Here is a 15,467-nt window from a genome sequence, read left to right on the forward strand (position 1 = left end):
TGCCTGCGTTAACGTTTTCCGCTGTGCAGCCAGAATGGCTCCTGCGAAATGGCTTCGTTACGGAAATGCTCAATTTCAATGTGCTGGCGGGTCTTGATGGCATACAGCAGCCCCTGCCAGTTTTCCAGCCAGGCGCGGGCCGCCGGGCCGTCGTACGCCCCTGACAGAAGCAGCATGCTGTCGACGTTACGCGCCAGACGAATCAGCTGATCGCCATACTGGTCGCCCAGCGGATGGGCGAAAATGGTTTTCAGTTCCGCCGCGTGGCGGGAGAGCTGGATATCGGCGAAACGCTTGAAGTTATCGGCAATTTTGGCCTGCGCTTTTGCATCCAGGAAGGTACGCCAGCCGCGGGTCACCAGAAACTCGGTCAGCGCCAGTTTCGCGGTAGCGGTTTGCGGGCTGTAGACCGCCGTCTCGGCAGAGACATCCGACGCCATCAGGGTTTCGGTCTGGGTCAGCAGATCGCGTAAGTGAGCACTCGCTTTACGTGGAACAATACCGCCGAACAGCGTCAGGCTGTGGCGCACCAGCGCCATCGCCGCCAGCACCTCGGCTTTCGCCCCTTTCACGCCGCGGACCCACAGCTCTTCGTGGTATTGCCACTGGCTCAGCGCCAGCTCCAGCGAGGCTTCAAACCCCTGCTCAATGGACGACTTTGGCGCGACGCGCATAATCTCAAGCGGTTTAAGGGTGCGCGGCGCATTGCCCTGGGCCAGATGATAGCCACGGGCCGCCTTGCTCAGGCTCCCCTGACGCAGACCGCTCTGGGTCACCAGCTTGCGCGCCAGCTTCAGCACGTCATCGGCGTGGCCTTCCAGCAGCTCAAGCTCCAGCTCGCAGATGGGTTCCTGGAACTCACCCGCTTTCACCTCGCCCCGGTCGAGGGCGATTTCGATGCGGCTCTTCCCTTCGTTCACCAGCCACTTTTCGCGCCAGAAATCGGTGCTGAATAGCGGGCTGGCGCTCTCCTGCAGCCCTTCAGGCAACTGGCCTTCCGGCCACACTTCCGCCGGGAAGCGCGCCAGATCCAGCGCAGGCTGGTCAATTTCAATATTGTATTCCGGGCGCTGATGCAGGCCGCCGACCACGCGGCCGGCGATTTTCATGGTCATCTCGTAGCGACCATCAACACCGCGGATGCGCAGCCCCATATCATGGCGACGCAGCCACAGGTCCTGGGTTTCGTAATAGATGTTGAGCAGTTGCACCGGCTCGTGATGTTCACCTGTCAGCTGGTGCAGATGGTTTTTCAGCGCGTCAACGCTGTCATTTTCAACGATAAACTTTAATTCGATTTCCTGAGCCATGGCCTTGTTCTTTTGATTGCAGCACTGCGGGGTAAATTTAGGCGAACTTACTCGCCAGTTTTTTGTCAGTAAATAGTATTTTGCGCCAGATTGCCACGCAATGAGCAATTTGACGGCCGTAGAGTTTGCAAAAGTGGCAAACAGTACACGGAGGATTCCGAATGCTGACGAATCCTTTGCGTGGAGAAGCCGTTACCACTACTATCGTTCCACTTTTTATGAAAATAACGACTGCCTGATGCTTAAATTACGCCTAATCGGACTGACATTACTTGCCTTTAGCGCCGCGACAGCGGTTCACGCTGAAGAGAAACGCTACGTTTCTGACGAACTGAATACCTGGGTACGCAGTGGACCGGGTGACAATTATCGCCTCGTGGGTACGATTAATGCCGGCGAGGAAGTGGTGCTGTTACAGAGCAACGCCGACTCCAGCTATGGCCAGGTGCGCGACAGCAGCGGCCGTACCGCGTGGATCCCGTTGAAAGAGCTTAGCACCAGCCCAAGCCTGCGCACCCGCGTGCCGGATCTGGAAAACCAGGTCAAAACCCTGACCGACAAACTCACCAACATCGACGCCACCTGGAATCAGCGCACGGCTGAAATGCAGCAGAAAGTGGCCCAGAGCGACGGGGTGATCAACGGTCTCAAAGACGAAAACCAGAAGCTGAAAAACGAGCTCATCGTCGCCCAGAAAAAGGTGAGCGCAGCCAACCTGCAGCTGGATGACAAACAGCGCACCATCATCATGCAGTGGTTTATGTATGGCGGCGGCGTGCTGGGTATGGGTCTGCTGCTGGGTCTGGTGCTGCCGCATCTGGTGCCGAGCCGTAAGCGTAAAGACCGCTGGATGAACTAAATCGCTATCTCTGCCACACTTACGTATTATTTTGCCAAATTTTGATACGGGAGAGTGTGGCGTGAAGATTTATCTGGTCGGTGGTGCGGTTCGTGATGCGTTGTTAGGTCTGCCGGTCAAAGATAAAGACTGGGTGGTGGTGGGAGCCACCCCTCAGGAGATGCTCGATGCGGGCTACCAGCAGGTAGGCCGCGATTTTCCTGTCTTTCTGCACCCCCAAAGCCGCCAGGAGTATGCTCTGGCGCGTACCGAGCGCAAATCCGGCGTCGGCTACACCGGTTTCACCTGCCATGCCGACCCGGACGTCACCCTCGAAGACGATTTGCAGCGCCGTGACCTGACCATCAACGCCCTCGCGCAGGATGAAGACGGCCATATTATTGATGCCTACGGCGGTCAGACGGATCTGCAAAACCGCATTCTGCGCCATGTTTCCCCCGCTTTTTCCGAAGATCCGCTCCGCGTACTGCGCGTGGCGCGTTTTGCTGCCCGCTATGCCCATCTGAGCTTCCGCATCGCCGATGAAACCCTGGCGCTGATGACCGCGATGACCGAAGCAGGCGAGCTGGAACACCTTACCCCCGAACGCGTGTGGAAAGAGACCGAGAATGCGCTGACCACGCGTAATCCGCAGGTTTTCTTCCAGGTGCTGCGCGACTGCGGCGCGCTGAAGGTGCTGTTCCCGGAACTGGACGCGCTGTTTGGCGTACCGGCCCCGGCGAAGTGGCACCCCGAGATCGATACCGGTATCCATACCCTGATGACCCTGAGCATGGCGGCGATGCTCAGCCCGGAGGTGGATGTCCGCTTTGCCACCCTCTGCCACGACCTCGGCAAGGGATTAACCCCGCCTGAATTATGGCCGCGCCACCACGGACACGGCCCGGCAGGCGTGCGTCTGGTGGAAAAGGTCTGCCAGCGGATGCGGGTGCCTAACGAAATCCGCGATCTGGCGAAGCTGGTCGCCGAGTTCCATGACCTGATCCACACCTTCCCGATCCTCAAACCGGCCACCATCGTTAAGCTGTTCGACAGCATTGACGCCTGGCGCAAGCCGCAGCGCGTGGAGCAGATCGCCTTAACCAGCGAAGCCGACGTGCGCGGGCGCACCGGGTTTGAAGCCTGTGATTATCCGCAGGGGCGGTTGCTGCGCGAAGCGTGGATCGTGGCGAAAGCCGTGCCGACGAAAGCGGTGGTCGAAGCCGGATTTAAAGGCCCGGAGATTCGGGAAGAGTTAACCAAACGGCGGATTAAGGCGGTAGCGGACTGGAAGGAAAAGCGTTGCCCCCAGCCTGAAGGCTGAGGGCGGGCAATCAGAAGAAGACCACGTAAACCGCGGCCGCCACGATAAAGCGATAGATGGCGAACGGGATAAACGAGATGCGCTTGATCAGCTGCAGGAAGGTTTTGATGGCGATCAGCGCCACGATAAAGGCGGTGATAAAGCCCACCGCAAACATCGGGATGTCACCGGCGGTCAGGAAGTGGTAGCTCTTGTAGAGGTCGAGCGCGGTGGCGCCCATCATCATCGGCACCGCCAGCAGGAAGGAGAACTCAGAGGCCGCATAGCGGCTCACCCCCATCAGCATCCCGCCTGAAATCGTCGCCCCGGAGCGGGAGAAGCCCGGCCACAGCGCCAGACACTGGAAGCAGCCAATCATAAACGCCTGACGGTAGGTCATATCATCCAGACCCGGTGCGCGCGGCTCTTTCGGCTTCAGCAGCTCGGCGGCAATCAGCAGGACACCGCCGACCACCAGGGCATACATCACGTTAATCGGGTTAAACAGCGACTTGATGGTGTCGTGGAGCACCAGCCCCAGCACCACCGCCGGGATCATGCCGAGCAGAATGTGCAGCAGCGTCAGACGCCCTTTGCCGGAACCTTCATGCGGCGGATGACCAAAATGAATGCCAATCAGGCCGAACAGGCGACGCCAGAACATCACCACCACCGCCAGAATGGATCCTAACTGGATCACCACTTCAAAGGTTTTCGCCGTTTCGCCCTCGAACCCCAGCAGGTGGCCGACAATGATCATGTGGCCTGTACTGGAAACCGGCAAAAACTCTGTCAATCCTTCGACCACACCCAGTATTGCTGCCACCAGCAGGGAGTGCATATCGCTCATCAATAAACCCCTAAAAAGACAGAAAAAACGGGTTACCGCGAGGGTAACCGTAAAAGGAACAGCTGTAAGACTGATTTAACAGGAATTGGTTTAACGTTTATACCGTTAAATATTTCCTTTCAGATTTTGGCTACGCTCAATAATGACGCCGACGTTGGCGGCCCGCGCCACTGCGCCAGGCTTGCTGAGTTTGATGCGCACCCATGGGGAATTGAAGCGGCTCAGCAGCAGCTCCGCCACCTCTTCCGCCACGCGCTCCACCAGCGCAAAACGCTGGCCTTCCACGTGGCTGATGACCGCTTCACTCACGTCGGCATAGCTCAGACAGTCGTTTACATCATCGCTTTTTGCCGCAGCGACGTTATCCCAGCCCATTTCGATATCGAACACGAGTTTCTGTTCGATGGTCTGTTCCCAGTCATACACCCCAATAGTGGTGATTACCGAAAGTTGCTCTATAAATACTATATCCATCACGACCTGCCTGGTTTTTGGCTAAACCGGATACCACTCCCGGCGAATTATGCGTATTATCCACAGATGCTAAGTACAAAACGACATTTTCAAAACGGAACAGCGTTATGAGTGCAATCGCGCCTGGAATGATCCTCCTCGCCTACCTTTGCGGCTCAATTTCCAGCGCCATTCTGGTCTGCCGTATTGCCGTGTTACCCGACCCACGCGTAAGCGGTTCCGGGAATCCGGGGGCGACCAATGTACTACGAATTGGCGGCAAAGGAGCAGCCGTAGCGGTTTTGATTTTTGACGTTCTGAAAGGAATGCTTCCCGTCTGGGGCGCGTATGCGCTGGGCGTCACGCCGTTCTGGCTGGGGCTGATTGCGATTGCCGCCTGTCTGGGCCACATCTGGCCAGTATTCTTTGGTTTTAAAGGCGGAAAAGGCGTCGCCACTGCCTTCGGTGCCATTGCGCCTATCGGCTGGGATCTGACCGGCGTGATGGCCGGTACCTGGCTGCTCAGCGTGTTGCTTAGCGGTTACTCTTCTCTTGGCGCCATCGTCAGCGCGCTGATTGCCCCGTTTTACGTCTGGTGGTTTAAGCCGCAGTTTACCTTTCCGGTGTCGATGCTCTCTTGTCTGATCCTGTTGCGTCATCATGACAATATTCAGAGGTTGTGGCGCCGCCAGGAGACGAAGATCTGGAGCAAGTTGAAGCGGAAGAAGAAAGAGCCGCAGTAGGGTTTTAGCGGCACCGGTGTTGAGCGACGGAGAAGCCGGGTGGCGGCTGCGCCTTACCCGGCCTACAAAATCCACAACATGCACCATCCGTAGGCCCGGCAAGCGCAGCGCCGCCGGGCATTGCGGCCCCCCATCCATAAGCGACTCATATGACAGCCTTCATTTCCGCCAGGGCATACTAAAAAAACCCGACGGCGAGCAGATGGATGAAGCATGTCAGCAACTCAGGCAGATGAAAAAACAGCGAAAGGCTGGCAGGCATCCCTTGCGCTGCACTTTTCCCACACGCCTGAAAAAACCCTCCTTCACTCTGCCCGCCACGTCGGGCCGCTCACCGTGCAACGCCCGTTCTATCCCGAAGGCGAAACCTGCCATCTCTATCTGCTGCATCCCCCTGGCGGGATTGTCGGCGGGGACGAACTGGCGATCGGGATCCACCTTGAGGCCAGAAGCCATGCATTGATCACCATGCCCGGCGCCAGCAAGTTCTATCGCAGCACGGGCGCGCTGGCGCGGCTGGATCAGCACTTCACCCTGGACGAGCAGGCAACCCTCGAGTGGCTGCCGCAGGACACGATTTTCTTCCCCGGCTGCAACGCCGCCCTGCGCTCGGTGTTTCATCTCCAGCGCAGCAGCACGCTGCTGGCCTGGGAGCTGTTTTGCCTGGGCCGCCCGGTGATCAACGAGGCCTTTAGCCACGGTCGTATTGAGAGCCGCCTCGAAGTCTGGCTTGAGGGCGAGCCGCTGTTAATCGAACGCCAGCATCTGGCAGACGGCGATCTGACGCCGGTGGCGGAACATCCGTGGATCGGCACGCTGCTGTTTTATCCCGCCAGCGACGCGCAGCTGGAGGATGTCCGCGCGCTGCTGGCCCCGCTGCAACAGGTTGCCGGAGCCACCCTCACCGACGGCCTGCTGTCGGTGCGCTTTCTTGCCCATGACAACCTGATTTGCCAGCAGGCGATGCGTGAGATCTGGCAGCACCTGCGTCCGCAACTTACCGCCAGAGCTCCCTGCTCGCCCCGCATCTGGCACACCTGAGAGAAGCACGATGGAACTGACCCCCAGAGAAAAAGACAAGCTGTTGCTGTTTACCGCCGCGCTGGTGGCGGAGCGTCGCCTCGCCCGCGGCGTGAAGCTCAATTACCCGGAATCGGTGGCCCTGATCAGCGCCTTCATTATGGAAGGGGCGCGCGACGGGCAGACGGTTGCGGAACTGATGGAAGCGGGCCGCCATGTCCTGACCCGCGCGCAGGTGATGGAGGGCGTGCCGGAGATGATCCCGGACATTCAGGTGGAGGCCACCTTCCCGGACGGCTCCAAGCTCGTCACCGTCCACAACCCGATCCTCTGAGGGGGCAGCATGATCCCAGGTGAATATCAGATACAACCCGGCCAGATCGTTATTAATGCGGATCGCAAAACCCAGACGGTGATCGTCGAAAACCACGGCGACCGCCCGATCCAGGTGGGATCCCACTACCACTTTTATGAGGTGAACCCGGCGCTGAAGTTCGATCGTGAGGCGACCCGAGGCTACCGGCTGAACATTGCCGCAGGCACCGCCGTGCGCTTTGAGCCGGGCCAGAAGCGTGCCGTCACGCTGGTCGAGGTCTCTGGCGCGCAGCGTATTGTCGGCTTTCGCGGCGAGGTGATGGGCGAGGTTAACCATGGCTGAAATTTCGCGTCAGGCGTATGCCGACATGTTTGGCCCCACCACCGGGGATAAGGTTCGTCTGGCCGACACCGAACTGTGGATCGAGGTGGAAAACGATCTGACGATCTACGGCGAAGAGGTGAAGTTCGGCGGCGGAAAAGTGATCCGCGACGGCATGGGCCAGGGACAGATGCTGGCGCAGGAGTGCGTGGATCTGGTGTTGACCAACGCCCTGATCGTCGATCACTGGGGGATCGTTAAAGCCGATATCGGCGTGAAAGACGGCAGGATCTTCGCCATCGGCAAAGCGGGCAACCCGGACATTCAGCCCGGCGTGACGATCCCGATTGGCGCGGCCACGGAAGTGATCGCCGCCGAAGGGAAGATCGTCACTGCAGGCGGGGTCGATACCCACATCCACTGGATCTGCCCGCAGCAGGCGGAAGAGGCGCTGGTCTCCGGCGTCACCACCATGATCGGCGGCGGCACCGGCCCTGCCGCAGGCACCAACGCCACCACCTGCACGCCGGGCCCCTGGTATATCACGCGCATGCTGCAGGCCATTGATACCCTGCCGGTGAACGTCGGCCTGCTGGGTAAAGGCAACGCCTCAAACCCGGATGCCCTGCGCGAACAGGTTGCAGCCGGGGCGATTGGCCTGAAAATCCACGAGGACTGGGGCTCAACGCCTGCCGCCATTGACTGTTCCCTGACGGTGGCAGACGAGATGGATATTCAGGTGGCGCTGCACAGCGACACCCTCAACGAGGGCGGATTCGTGGAAGACACCCTGGCGGCCATCGCCGGGCGCACTATCCACACCTTCCACACCGAAGGGGCGGGCGGCGGCCACGCGCCGGATATTATTACCGCCTGCGCGCACCCGAATATTCTGCCCTCCTCCACCAACCCGACGCTCCCCTACACCGTCAACACCATCGACGAACATCTGGACATGCTGATGGTCTGCCACCATCTCGACCCGGATATCGCCGAGGACGTGGCCTTTGCCGAATCGCGCATTCGCCGGGAGACCATCGCGGCAGAAGACGTGCTGCACGATATCGGCGCATTCTCGCTCACCTCGTCAGACTCGCAGGCGATGGGCCGGGTGGGAGAAGTGATTATCCGCACCTGGCAGGTGGCGCACCGCATGAAGGTCCAGCGCGGCCCGCTGGCGGAGGAAACCGGCGATAACGATAACCTGCGCGTGAAGCGCTATATCGCCAAGTACACCATCAACCCGGCGCTGACCCACGGTATTGCCCATGAAGTCGGATCGGTTGAGGCCGGAAAACTGGCGGACCTGGTGGTCTGGTCCCCGGCCTTCTTCGGCGTGAAGCCCGCCACCATCGTCAAAGGCGGGATGATCGCCTGCGCGCCGATGGGCGACATTAACGCCTCGATCCCGACGCCGCAGCCGGTGCACTACCGGCCGATGTTTGGCGCGCTGGGTGCCGCCCGTCACGCCACCCGCCTGACGTTTCTCTCCCGGGCCGCAGCCGATAACGGCATTGCGCAGCAGCTGAACCTGCAGAGCGCCATCGCCGTGGTTAAAGGCTGCCGGACGGTGAAAAAGGCCGACATGATCCACAACGGCCTGCAGCCGAACATTACCGTGGATGCGCAAACCTACGAGGTGCGCATTGACGGGGAACTGATTACAAGCGAACCGGCAGAAATCCTGCCGATGGCGCAACGCTATTTCCTGTTCTGAGGAGCCTTTATGATCACCTTAACCCAACGCCTCGATCATCCCCATCCCGTTACCGCACAGGTGACGCTGCCCATTGATGTGCGGGTAAAGAGCCGCGCCCGCGTGGTGCTTAACGATGGCCGCGACGCCGGTCTTATACTGCCGCGCGGTCTGCTGCTGCGGGGCGGCGACCTGCTTGCCAGTGACGATGGTCATGAAGTGGTGGAAGTCATCGCCGCACCGGAGCCGCTATCGGTGGTGCACTGCGCCGATCCGTTCCTGCTGGCCCGCGCCTGCTATCACCTGGGCAACCGCCACGTCCCGCTGCAGATCATGCCCGGCGAGCTGCGCTATCACCACGATCACGTGCTCGACGAAATGCTGCACCTGCTGGGTCTGGACGTGGCCTTCGCCACCCTGCCCTTTGAGCCGGAAGCGGGCGCTTATGCCAGCGAAGGGCACTCACATTCGCACTCACACGCTCATTCACATTAAGGACTCACCATGCGCAAGTTGTTACCCCTGCTTCTGCTGGCCTTCTCTCTGCCCGCGCTGGCCCATCCGGGACACGGCACCGACAGTTTTCAGGCGGGCTTTTTCCATCCCCTGACCGGGCTTGACCATCTTCTGATGTTGACCGGCGCGGGCGTGCTCGCCGCCCTGAGCGGCCGCAGGCTGCTGATGCCCTTTGCCACCCTCGGCATGATGCTGACCGGTGCCGTTGCGGGCAGCCTGTTGGGCGGCTTTAGCGGCATGGAGATGCTGATCATCGCCTCGCTGGCGGTGTGTGGCGCCATGATGTTCAGAACCGAAAACCGCCTGCTGCTGGCCGTTCCTCTGCTTGCCATGTTCCACGGCTGGGCGCACGGCGTGGAGATGGCGGGCCACAGCTTCTGGTTGTTCACCAGCGGCTTTATGCTCGCCAGCGCCGCGGTGCTGTGCGCAAGTTTTGCCGCAGGCATGCTGCTGCGCCGCCACGACGGGCTGCGTAAAATCTTCGGCGGCGGGCTTATCGCCTCTGCCCTGCTGGCGCTGATGAGCTGATGGAGTCGTCCCGCCAGTGGCTGCGCCTGATGCAGCTCTCCAGCAGCAGCCTGCCGGTGGGCTCTTTTACCTGGTCCCAGGGGCTGGAGTGGGCGGTGGAAGCGGGCTGGGTCACGACGGCCGACGCCTTTAAGCGCTGGCAGTGCCAGCAGATGGATCAGGGCTTTTTCTGCGTCGATCTGCCGCTGTTTTACCGTCTGTACCACGCCTGCGAGCTGCACGATATCGCTGCCGCCTCGCGCTGGACGGCGTACCTGCTCGCCTGCCGGGAGACCCGGGAGTTGCGCGAAGAAGAGCGCAACCGCGGGGCGGCGTTCACCCGGCTGATTAAGCACTGGGAGCCGGACTGCCCGCCCGAATGGCTGTCGCTATTTGCCCGCAGCCAGCTGTGCGGGATGGCGTGGCTCGGCGTGCGCTGGGACATCGGGATGCGCGAGATGGCGCTGAGCCTCGGCTACAGTTGGATCGAGAGCGCGGTGATGGCGGGCGTGAAGCTGGTGCCGTTTGGGCAGCAGGCCGCCCAGCAGCTGATTATCGAGCTCTGCGATCGCTATGCCGACGGGCTGGAGCAGGCGCTGCTGCGCAGCGATGACGAGCTGGGCGCGGCCACCCCGCTCGCCGCCATCGCTTCGGCGCGACACGAAACACAATATTCACGGTTATTCCGTTCCTGAGGAGTCTCTATGTCTGAGTACAAACACCCCCTGCGCGTGGGCGTCGGCGGCCCGGTGGGTTCGGGTAAAACTGCCCTGCTGGAAGCACTGTGTAAAGCGATGCGCGACACCTGGCACCTGGCGGTGGTCACCAACGATATCTACACCAAAGAGGATCAGCGCATCCTCACCGAGGCGGGGGCGCTTGAGCCGGAACGCATCGTGGGGGTGGAGACCGGCGGCTGTCCGCATACCGCGATCCGCGAAGATGCCTCGATGAACCTGGCGGCGGTGGAAGCGTTAAGCGAGAAGTTCGGCAATCTGGATCTGATCTTTGTGGAGAGCGGCGGCGACAACCTCAGCGCCACCTTCAGCCCGGAGCTGGCAGATCTGACGATCTACGTGATCGACGTGGCGGAAGGGGAGAAGATCCCGCGCAAAGGCGGGCCGGGGATCACCAAATCCGATTTTCTGGTGATCAACAAAACGGATCTCGCCCCCTACGTCGGTGCCTCGCTGGAGGTGATGGAGCGCGACACCAACCGCATGCGCGGCGACCGCCCGTGGACCTTTACCAACCTGAAGGCGGGTGACGGGCTGGCGACCATCATTAGCTTCCTGGAAGAGAAAGGAATGCTGAAGGTGTAATAAAAAAGCCTGGCATTACGCCAGGCTGCTTCCGTTATTAACAGCTGTTATTTACAGCTGTTTCCTGATGCGCCCTGCACGCGCCATGCTCCCCAGGTACCGCCCTTGCCCGGCTCTTCCTGACCCGGGTTCACGTACCACTGGTTAAACCAGATTTTGCCGTTATGCGACACTTTGGTGCATTTTTTCGGATAGGCGATTTTCGGATTATAGGCCGCCACATCGCTGGCGGGCGCCGCCGGTTTGCTCACCTTGATGGTCATGCTGTCCTGGGCAGTACGCCCGTCTTCACCGGTGGTGGTGAGGGTGTAGGTGACCTCGCCTTCCGTATTAGCCGGGATGACCGCATAAGCGTGAGCATTGTTCACGCTGCTGACCAGGCTGCCGTTCAGCTTCTCCTGCAGCCAGAACGTACCGGAACCTTTGGTCACGCTCCAGGTAAAGGACTTCGCGTTCAGGCTCTGGCTGCCGTCCAGCGGATAAGTGCTTACGCCGGTGGTGGGGAAAACCATGGTGTGATCGGCACCTGCCGCTGCGGTCGGTGCTGGCAGGACTTTATCGCCGTCCTTCAGCGCCAGAATGCGGGCTACGGCACGTTCCATATCAGGCTGGGTACCAATTTTTGACGAATTATCCCCTGCCAGCGGCGTGCCAGTTTCCTGCAGGATCTGGCGCATCTGCACCGGCGTCACGGTAATGCCGTGCGCCTGGGCAATACCAGAAAGACTTGCCACTACACCTGCAATAATAGGGTTAGCGGAAGAGGTGCCGGAGAAGGTAGCGGTGTATTCCGCATTGGTGCTTTTGTACAGATCGCCGCCGCCCGTGGTCGCGACGTCCCAGCATCCCCAGGATGAACTGGTGACGCGGGAGCCGTAGGTGGTGAAGTAGGCTTTCTTACCGTCTTTGGCGCAGAATGCCCCGGCAATGATGGCCCCGGAATCGCGCGTATTCACATCAAATTTGCCGTTGAATGCCGGATGGTCAAGGTTAACGCTGCCGTTGCCTGCCGCTTCGATCACGTACACGCCTTTGTCGGTCAGCGCCTTGATGATGTCGTAATAGCTCTGAACGTTTTCCTGCGGCACATAGCAGGCGTTAGTGTTACAGCCCGTGATTTCGCCACCGCCGGTCTGCATCCCCATCTGCACCACGTCGCCCGCTTTCAGCAGGGGGATCATGTTGTAGAGGTTGTTATATTGCCATGCGGAGAAACCTACCCGGCTTTTCCAGCTCAGACCGCGCACGCCTGCGCCGATGTCTTTCGCCGCCATGATGCCGACGGACGCAGTATCGTGGTCGTCACCGACACGATAGCGGCTGTCGCCCTTGGTCAGGGCCGGGGTTGGCAGGTTAATATGGCTGGTATTCCAGATATAGTTCTCCATGGAAATAATCGTCACACCGTCGCCAGCATTACCCGCATATTGGTTTACGCTGTCGCGGTTAACGCCCCCCATATAATAACCCTGTCGTTTGTCAGTTGGCGATTTTGCATAATCCTGCAGCTGACGAAAATCGGGTACAGCGGCATCACCGACGGTATTTTGCAATGAGGATGTCAGTAACGGCTGCGTTTGCCCTTCATCTTTATTGTATTTATCAAGCGAGACCGGCAGCGTTTCGGGATAAACAAGTTCGATATTCTGGTTTTGCTCCAGTTCAGCGATCACGCTATTAATATAGGCTTTATCGGTGCTTTTGTTTTCCGGCAACTCGATACGCAGATAACGATCGAAGCCATATCGTGCATTAAGCTCTGATAATTCATCAGACTGGCTGCTGCGTAAATTATTGGACCGGAACATGGTGGTGGGCACCAGCGTAGGGTCGCTAAGGGTTAATTTGCTCGCTGTCGTGGTGGCAGGCGTGCTGGTCGATTTCAGCAGTGGCTTGCTGGGCTTAAGCTTCACCACAATCGCCACATAGGATTCACCTGTCTGAGCCAGTTCAGCCTGCGGTGCCGTTTCGGCCCAGGCTGAAGAGGTGACTGCTGCGCAAATTAACAGTGAGAGAATACTTTTTTTCATTTTAGCCAACGTTCCTTTATGACATATAATTAATAACCTTCCTGATTTTCAGCATGAATGAAAAATACCCCATGGCCAATGAGAGCCTTCTTTTAAAAAATAAGAATACTCTCGCCATGAAATTTTCAGCCGCTAATAACAGCCTGCCAGAATATGTCAACGTGAAGCGAGGATAAAAATAACCAAATTCGTTGTGCGGAGTTTAAAAAAAGATAAAGCAAGTCCAGTTTACGCTATTAATGTTTTTACATCACCAGCAAGTTACTATTCTCTTCCTGTAAAATATCTGCCTGCTATATCCATTAATGTCGCGTGAATACCTCAGGAATCCAATGACTATTAAAATTGCAATTGCGGATGAACATACCCTTATTCGCCGGGGACTTCACGCTATGATCATGAACCGCACCGCGCACGGTGACGATACCGTCCCTGGGATCTTTTCCATCTCGGGTGAAGCGGCGGCGACGAGCGAGTTACTCACCCTGCTTGCCCGGCATCCAACAGATATTTTACTGCTGGGGTATACGCTCACCCGTTCACTAAATGATATGGAGGGGCTGACGCTGGTGAAATGGTTAGGGCATCACTATCCGACGCTTAAAATCATTATGCTTTCGCCCGACACCAACCCGCTCATCATCCGCCTGGCGCTGGAGGCGGGAGCCAGCGCCTATCTGAGCCAGCATATCAATGAGACGATCCTCCGCCAGGCGATTCAGTCGGTAATAAGCGGCGAAGTCTTTGTTGAGCACTCGCTGATGAACACGCTATTCCACAAAAGAGCGGCCAACGAAGCCCTTTCGCCGCGGGAGACGGAAGTGCTGCGTTTGATCTGCAAGGGGCTTAGCCTGACGGATATCTCACGGCGTCTGCATCTGAGCATCAAAACCGTGAGCGCACATAAAATGCGGGCAATGGAGAAGTTGGGGGTCAGTAACAGCTGCCAGCTTTACTGCCTGCTCGCTAAAACCCGGATGTTTGATATCGCTCTCTGACATCCGGGTAAGGCTGACATCAGGCGGCGGGTAACTCCGCCAGCGGCCAGCGCGGACGCACTGAAACACTAAGATCTGCCGTGGCGTTCGATTTCAGGCGCACCATTCCGGCATAAGCGATCATCGCCCCGTTATCGGTGCAAAATTCCGGGCGGGCATAGAACACTTCACCGCGGCGTTTTTGCATCATCTCTGCCAGTTTCGCGCGCAGCGTACGGTTGGCGCTCACGCCGCCCGCCATCACCAGGCGCTTAAAGCCGGTCTGATCCAGCGCGCGCTTGCACTTGATCATCAGCGTATCCACCACCGCATCTTCAAAGGCACGGGCGATGTCGGCGCGGGTCTGATCGTCGCCTTCATTATTACGGATGGTATTTGCCGCGAAGGTTTTCAGCCCCGAGAAGCTGAAATCCAGCCCTGGCCGGTCGGTCATCGGACGCGGGAAGACAAAGCGCCCTTCCGTGCCCTGGGCCGCCATCTTCGACAGCATCGGGCCGCCCGGGTAATCGAGTCCCAGCAGTTTGGCAGTTTTGTCGAAGGCTTCACCCGCAGCATCGTCAATGGATTCGCCCAGCAGTTCATACTGACCAATACCGGTCACGCTAATCAGCTGGGTATGGCCGCCGGAAACCAGCAGCGCCACGAACGGAAATTCAGGCGGATTATCTTCCAGCATCGGCGCCAGCAGATGCCCTTCCATATGGTGAACCGCAATAGCCGGTACATCCCACGCGAACGCCAGCGAACGCCCGATGGTGGCGCCCACCAGCAGCGCGCCCACCAGACCCGGGCCGGCGGTATAGGCCACGGCGTCGATATCTTTCGCCGTAAAGCCTGCCTCTTTCAGCGCCGCCTGGATCAGGGGCACCGTTTTACGCACATGGTCGCGGGACGCCAGTTCCGGCACCACGCCGCCGTAGTCGGCATGTAATTTTACCTGACTATACAGTTGGTTGGCGACCAGCCCTTTTTCATCGTCGTAGATCGCGATGCCGGTTTCATCGCAGGATGTTTCAATACCCAGTACACGCATGACTTGTTTTACCTCACTCAGATACCGCGCAGTGTAGAGCCTGGGCGGGTTGATGTAAAACTTTCCTCACCCCTGGAGTTCTCTTCGTGTATACTCCTCACCCTTATAAAAGTCCCTTTCAAAAACGGCCGCGGTGCTTTACAAAGCAGCAGCAATTGCAGTAAAATTCCGCACCATTTTGAAATAAGCTGGCGTTGATGCCAGCGGCAAA

General features: G+C 58.8%; 17 protein-coding genes. 12 read left to right on the plus strand and 5 right to left on the minus strand.

The features are described from left to right. Nucleotides 1-8: 8 nt before the first annotated feature. Complete coding sequence (locus FHN83_RS08165) at nucleotides 9-1,310, minus strand: inorganic triphosphatase (RefSeq protein WP_139563644.1); 1,302 nt, start codon at nucleotides 1,308-1,310, stop codon at nucleotides 9-11. Between the two features lie 238 nt (nucleotides 1,311-1,548). Here FHN83_RS08165 and FHN83_RS08170 point away from each other — a divergent pair, with 238 nt between their 5' ends. Together FHN83_RS08170 and FHN83_RS08175 are read left to right on the plus strand one after the other, a co-directional pair. Then, nucleotides 1,549-2,169 (plus strand): TIGR04211 family SH3 domain-containing protein, encoded by a 621-nt coding sequence (locus FHN83_RS08170; protein ID WP_039031844.1) that lies wholly within the window; start codon nucleotides 1,549-1,551, stop codon nucleotides 2,167-2,169. 61 nt (nucleotides 2,170-2,230) lie between these two features. Then, the gene (locus FHN83_RS08175) at nucleotides 2,231-3,472 is read left to right on the plus strand and encodes a multifunctional CCA addition/repair protein (RefSeq protein WP_039031759.1); all 1,242 of its coding nucleotides are present in this window, start codon (nucleotides 2,231-2,233) and stop codon (nucleotides 3,470-3,472) included. A 10-nt stretch (nucleotides 3,473-3,482) separates the two neighbouring features. Here the strand turns inward: FHN83_RS08175 and bacA are convergent, their stop codons facing one another. Both bacA and folB read right to left on the minus strand, forming a co-directional pair. Further along, entirely contained in the window at nucleotides 3,483-4,301 is an 819-nt protein-coding gene (gene bacA, locus FHN83_RS08180; RefSeq protein ID WP_039031758.1) for an undecaprenyl-diphosphate phosphatase, read from the minus strand. 105 nt (nucleotides 4,302-4,406) lie between these two features. Further along, nucleotides 4,407-4,775: a bifunctional dihydroneopterin aldolase/7,8-dihydroneopterin epimerase gene (folB, locus tag FHN83_RS08185; protein ID WP_039031757.1), complete on the minus strand. Its 369-nt coding sequence runs from the start codon at nucleotides 4,773-4,775 to the stop codon at nucleotides 4,407-4,409. Between the two features lie 107 nt (nucleotides 4,776-4,882). Here folB and plsY point away from each other — a divergent pair, with 107 nt between their 5' ends. The 9 genes from plsY (at nucleotide 4,883) to ureG (ending at nucleotide 11,195) form a co-directional block, all read left to right on the plus strand. Continuing rightward, the gene (gene plsY, locus FHN83_RS08190) at nucleotides 4,883-5,497 is read left to right on the plus strand and encodes a glycerol-3-phosphate 1-O-acyltransferase PlsY (RefSeq protein WP_139563645.1); all 615 of its coding nucleotides are present in this window, start codon (nucleotides 4,883-4,885) and stop codon (nucleotides 5,495-5,497) included. A 213-nt stretch (nucleotides 5,498-5,710) separates the two neighbouring features. Further along, a complete protein-coding gene (locus FHN83_RS08195; protein ID WP_139563646.1) occupies nucleotides 5,711-6,538 on the plus strand; it encodes an urease accessory protein UreD in 828 nt (275 codons plus the stop codon). 10 nt (nucleotides 6,539-6,548) lie between these two features. Next, nucleotides 6,549-6,851 carry an urease subunit gamma gene (locus FHN83_RS08200; protein WP_039031754.1) on the plus strand — a complete coding sequence of 101 codons (303 nt, stop codon included), beginning with the start codon at nucleotides 6,549-6,551 and terminating at the stop codon, nucleotides 6,849-6,851. A 9-nt stretch (nucleotides 6,852-6,860) separates the two neighbouring features. Further along, complete coding sequence (locus tag FHN83_RS08205) at nucleotides 6,861-7,175, plus strand: urease subunit beta (protein ID WP_039031753.1); 315 nt, start codon at nucleotides 6,861-6,863, stop codon at nucleotides 7,173-7,175. Next, a complete protein-coding gene (ureC, locus tag FHN83_RS08210; RefSeq protein WP_139563647.1) occupies nucleotides 7,168-8,871 on the plus strand; it encodes an urease subunit alpha in 1,704 nt (567 codons plus the stop codon). The genes FHN83_RS08205 and ureC overlap by 8 nt, the downstream gene beginning before the upstream one ends. Nucleotides 8,872-8,880: 9 nt before the next feature. Beyond that, the gene (gene ureE, locus FHN83_RS08215; RefSeq protein WP_138370247.1) at nucleotides 8,881-9,345 is read left to right on the plus strand and encodes an urease accessory protein UreE; all 465 of its coding nucleotides are present in this window, start codon (nucleotides 8,881-8,883) and stop codon (nucleotides 9,343-9,345) included. Between the two features lie 9 nt (nucleotides 9,346-9,354). Next, entirely contained in the window at nucleotides 9,355-9,894 is a 540-nt protein-coding gene (locus FHN83_RS08220; RefSeq protein WP_138370248.1) for a HupE/UreJ family protein, read from the plus strand. After that, on the plus strand, nucleotides 9,894-10,568 hold the full coding sequence (locus FHN83_RS08225; protein ID WP_139563648.1) for an urease accessory protein UreF: 675 nt from the start codon (nucleotides 9,894-9,896) through the stop codon (nucleotides 10,566-10,568). The genes FHN83_RS08220 and FHN83_RS08225 overlap by 1 nt, the downstream gene beginning before the upstream one ends. A gap of 9 nt (nucleotides 10,569-10,577) precedes the next feature. Continuing rightward, entirely contained in the window at nucleotides 10,578-11,195 is a 618-nt protein-coding gene (ureG, locus tag FHN83_RS08230; RefSeq protein WP_039031748.1) for an urease accessory protein UreG, read from the plus strand. Nucleotides 11,196-11,242: 47 nt separating this feature from the next. Here ureG and FHN83_RS08235 read toward each other — a convergent pair whose 3' ends face one another. Next, nucleotides 11,243-13,225 carry a S8 family serine peptidase gene (locus FHN83_RS08235; protein ID WP_139563649.1) on the minus strand — a complete coding sequence of 661 codons (1,983 nt, stop codon included), beginning with the start codon at nucleotides 13,223-13,225 and terminating at the stop codon, nucleotides 11,243-11,245. A 332-nt stretch (nucleotides 13,226-13,557) separates the two neighbouring features. Between FHN83_RS08235 and FHN83_RS08240 the strand changes: the two genes are divergently transcribed. Then, nucleotides 13,558-14,223 (plus strand): response regulator transcription factor, encoded by a 666-nt coding sequence (locus tag FHN83_RS08240; RefSeq protein WP_039031746.1) that lies wholly within the window; start codon nucleotides 13,558-13,560, stop codon nucleotides 14,221-14,223. 19 nt (nucleotides 14,224-14,242) lie between these two features. On the opposite strand, the gene tsaD is transcribed toward FHN83_RS08240, so the two are convergent. Beyond that, the gene (gene tsaD, locus FHN83_RS08245) at nucleotides 14,243-15,256 is read right to left on the minus strand and encodes a tRNA (adenosine(37)-N6)-threonylcarbamoyltransferase complex transferase subunit TsaD (RefSeq protein ID WP_039031745.1); all 1,014 of its coding nucleotides are present in this window, start codon (nucleotides 15,254-15,256) and stop codon (nucleotides 14,243-14,245) included. Between the last annotated feature and the right edge of the window lie 211 nt (nucleotides 15,257-15,467).

The organism is Leclercia adecarboxylata, assembly GCF_006171285.1.
GTDB classification, from domain to species: Bacteria; Pseudomonadota; Gammaproteobacteria; order Enterobacterales; family Enterobacteriaceae; genus Enterobacter; species Enterobacter barmai.

What these genes read in the sequence shown, in the direction of transcription:
- FHN83_RS08165 (WP_139563644.1), bottom strand. Translation starts at nt 1,310, where the DNA reads ATGGCTCAGGAAATCGAATTAAAGTTTATCGTTGAAAATGACAGCGTT.
- FHN83_RS08170 (WP_039031844.1), top strand. Translation starts at nt 1,549, where the DNA reads ATGCTTAAATTACGCCTAATCGGACTGACATTACTTGCCTTTAGCGCC.
- bacA (WP_039031758.1), bottom strand. Translation starts at nt 4,301, where the DNA reads ATGAGCGATATGCACTCCCTGCTGGTGGCAGCAATACTGGGTGTGGTC.
- folB (WP_039031757.1), bottom strand. Translation starts at nt 4,775, where the DNA reads ATGGATATAGTATTTATAGAGCAACTTTCGGTAATCACCACTATTGGG.
- plsY (WP_139563645.1), top strand. Translation starts at nt 4,883, where the DNA reads ATGAGTGCAATCGCGCCTGGAATGATCCTCCTCGCCTACCTTTGCGGC.
- FHN83_RS08195 (WP_139563646.1), top strand. Translation starts at nt 5,711, where the DNA reads ATGTCAGCAACTCAGGCAGATGAAAAAACAGCGAAAGGCTGGCAGGCA.
- FHN83_RS08200 (WP_039031754.1), top strand. Translation starts at nt 6,549, where the DNA reads ATGGAACTGACCCCCAGAGAAAAAGACAAGCTGTTGCTGTTTACCGCC.
- FHN83_RS08205 (WP_039031753.1), top strand. Translation starts at nt 6,861, where the DNA reads ATGATCCCAGGTGAATATCAGATACAACCCGGCCAGATCGTTATTAAT.
- ureC (WP_139563647.1), top strand. Translation starts at nt 7,168, where the DNA reads ATGGCTGAAATTTCGCGTCAGGCGTATGCCGACATGTTTGGCCCCACC.
- ureE (WP_138370247.1), top strand. Translation starts at nt 8,881, where the DNA reads ATGATCACCTTAACCCAACGCCTCGATCATCCCCATCCCGTTACCGCA.
- FHN83_RS08220 (WP_138370248.1), top strand. Translation starts at nt 9,355, where the DNA reads ATGCGCAAGTTGTTACCCCTGCTTCTGCTGGCCTTCTCTCTGCCCGCG.
- FHN83_RS08225 (WP_139563648.1), top strand. Translation starts at nt 9,894, where the DNA reads ATGGAGTCGTCCCGCCAGTGGCTGCGCCTGATGCAGCTCTCCAGCAGC.
- ureG (WP_039031748.1), top strand. Translation starts at nt 10,578, where the DNA reads ATGTCTGAGTACAAACACCCCCTGCGCGTGGGCGTCGGCGGCCCGGTG.
- FHN83_RS08235 (WP_139563649.1), bottom strand. Translation starts at nt 13,225, where the DNA reads ATGAAAAAAAGTATTCTCTCACTGTTAATTTGCGCAGCAGTCACCTCT.
- FHN83_RS08240 (WP_039031746.1), top strand. Translation starts at nt 13,558, where the DNA reads ATGACTATTAAAATTGCAATTGCGGATGAACATACCCTTATTCGCCGG.
- tsaD (WP_039031745.1), bottom strand. Translation starts at nt 15,256, where the DNA reads ATGCGTGTACTGGGTATTGAAACATCCTGCGATGAAACCGGCATCGCG.